The organism is Mesorhizobium sp. M7A.F.Ca.CA.002.15.2.1 (genome assembly GCF_003998715.1).
Lineage (GTDB): Bacteria > Pseudomonadota > Alphaproteobacteria > Rhizobiales > Rhizobiaceae > Mesorhizobium > Mesorhizobium ciceri.
Window position 1 is genome coordinate 1 of record NZ_RZPI01000766.1, and the last position, 2,483, is coordinate 2,483.

General features: G+C 64.0%; 2 protein-coding genes. Both read right to left on the reverse strand.

What is annotated here, in order from left to right:
- Positions 1–69: 69 nt before the first annotated feature.
- A complete protein-coding gene (locus ENZ74_RS28935; protein ID WP_013532612.1) occupies positions 70–2,052 on the reverse strand; it encodes an acetyl/propionyl/methylcrotonyl-CoA carboxylase subunit alpha in 1,983 nt (660 codons plus the stop codon).
- Between the two features lie 163 nt (positions 2,053–2,215).
- On the reverse strand, positions 2,216–2,483 hold a 268-nt coding region (locus tag ENZ74_RS34770; RefSeq protein ID WP_127313190.1), incomplete at its 5' end, for a hypothetical protein.

Consider the following 2,483-nt stretch of genomic DNA (forward strand, 5'->3'; position numbering starts at 1 on the left):
GCATAGGGAAATGGCCGGGGTCGTCCCCGGCCATTTTCTTGTTTGCCCTGTAGTCTGCCTTTCGAACCGTCAGCTGGCTACAGCGGCCGAAGCGGCTTGTTCCTCGACGAACCGTACCAGCACCGTCCCGTCGGTCACCTGCACGCCCTCGGTGGCGATCTCGGCGATCACGCCGTCATGCGGCGCGGCGATGGTGTGTTCCATCTTCATCGCCTCCAGGATCAGCAGCGGTTGACCCTTGATCACGGCATCGCCCTTTCCCACGCGCACCAGCTTGACCAGTCCCGGCATCGGCGCGCGCAGGCTGCCTGAACCCGCCGCTGCCTCGTCGGCTCGTGCGAGCGGGTCCGGCACCGTAAAGGTGTAGCCGACGGCGCCTTCGAACAGGGTGATGTGGCCTGGCCAGCGGGCGAGGCGTGGTGTTGAGCGAAAATCATGCGAATTGGTGTCGTCATAGGGCTTGTCCAGCGTCACCTGGAACCGCCCGTCATGCCGCACCGAAACTTTCGCCACGATTTCGTCTTCGCCAAACTTCAAACGTGTGCGTCGCGCCACGCTGTGGAAATGCGCATAACCGGCAAGCGACGACCACGGATCGTTGGGTGACGGCGATGCTCCGGCGCCGGAGGCCGCAACGGCCGCGGCAGCGATGGTTTCGCCGGTCGGCGGCGCGACCTCGGTCAGCGCCGTCTGGTGCCTGGCGATCAGGCTGGTGTCAACATCGCCTGCGGCGAAATCCGGATCGGCGGCGAGAGCGGCAAGAAAGGCGGTGTTGACGGTCGAGCCGGCGATCTCGGTCCGGGATAGCGCCGCGCCAAGCGCCTCCAGAGCCGCCTGCCTGTCCGTTGCGTGGACGACCAGCTTGGCAATCATCGGGTCGTAATAGGGCGAGATGGCGTCACCCGCTCGCACGCCAGTCTCGATGCGAATCGTGGCGCCTTGCGGGGCCGCATCCGGAAATTTCAGATGATGCAGCGTACCGGTCGCCGGCAGGAACCCTTTTGCCGCGTCCTCGGCATAGATGCGCGCCTCGAAGGCATGGCCGACGAGCGCGATCTCGCTTTGCGTCTTGGGCAGCTTTTCGCCTGACGCGACCCGCAACTGCCACTCGACCAGGTCGGTGCCGGTGACCATTTCGGTGACCGGGTGCTCGACCTGCAGACGGGTGTTCATCTCCATGAACCAGAAGCGGTCGGCCTTCAGGCCCTGCGAGGCATCGACGATGAACTCGATGGTGCCGGCGCCTGAATAATTGATCGCCTTGGCGGCCTTCACTGCCGCCTCCGTCATCGCCTTGCGCAAAGCGGGCGTCATGCCGGGCGCCGGCGATTCCTCGATCACCTTCTGGTGGCGGCGCTGCGCCGAGCAATCGCGCTCGTAGAGATGCACGACATTGCCCAAATTGTCGCCGAAGACCTGCACTTCGACATGGCGCGGCTTGTCGACATATTTTTCGACCAGCACACGGTCGTCGCCGAACGCGGCTTTCGCCTCGCGCCGTGCGCTGGACAACGCCTCGGAAAACTCATCGGGATGCTCGACCCGGCGCATGCCCTTGCCGCCGCCGCCGGCGCGCGCCTTGATCAGCACTGGATAGCCGATCTCGCGCGCCTTGGAGGCAAGCAGCACGATCTCCTGCGCCTCGCCATGATAGCCCGGCACGACCGGCACGCCGGCCTTTTCCATCAGCCGCTTGGCGGCGTCCTTCAGCCCCATGGCACGGATAGAGGCCGCGGATGGGCCGATGAAAATAAGCCCCGCCGCTGTCACCTGGTCGACGAAATCGGGATTTTCCGACAGGAAGCCGTAGCCGGGATGAATGGCTTGCGCACCCGTTGCCAGGGCCGCCGCGATGATCTTGTCGCCGCGCAGATAGCTTTCGCCGACGGGCGAGGCGCCGATATGCACCGCCTCGTCGGCCATCTCGACATGCAGGGATTTTGCGTCGGCATCCGAATAGATGGCGACGGTACGCACGCCCAGCTTCCGAGCCGTACGGATGACACGGCAAGCGATCTCGCCGCGGTTGGCGATCAGGATCTTGGCGAACATGGAGCCTCCGCATGTAAGGTTCGAAGTCCATGGGAAGCATGGCGCTTGAACACCCCCCTCTGACCGGCAGGACAGAGGGGGGTGCTGTCTCGCGAGCCTTTTAAGCCCTCGGAGTAAACCTCTCCCTTACCAGGGAAGTGCTCTACCTTGCGGTCGGCTGTACCTACTTCGAGGCCGCGATCTCGCAACTGCCGCCGGTCGTGACTTTGTAGTGGCCGCGGGTGGACTGACAGGATTTCATCGCCAACTCTTCGGCCGTCTTTTGAGATGGTGCGTTGAGGTGGCCGCCGCAAACTATGTACGACGACATTATCCGTGCGTAGGGAGTGGTTGCGTACGCTGAATGGCCACCGGCCGCGACATAGGCCTTGTAGGCCTTGGTGCAGGGATCCTTGGGATTTCGCGGCAGGTACGGCGGGAAACGCTTGTCT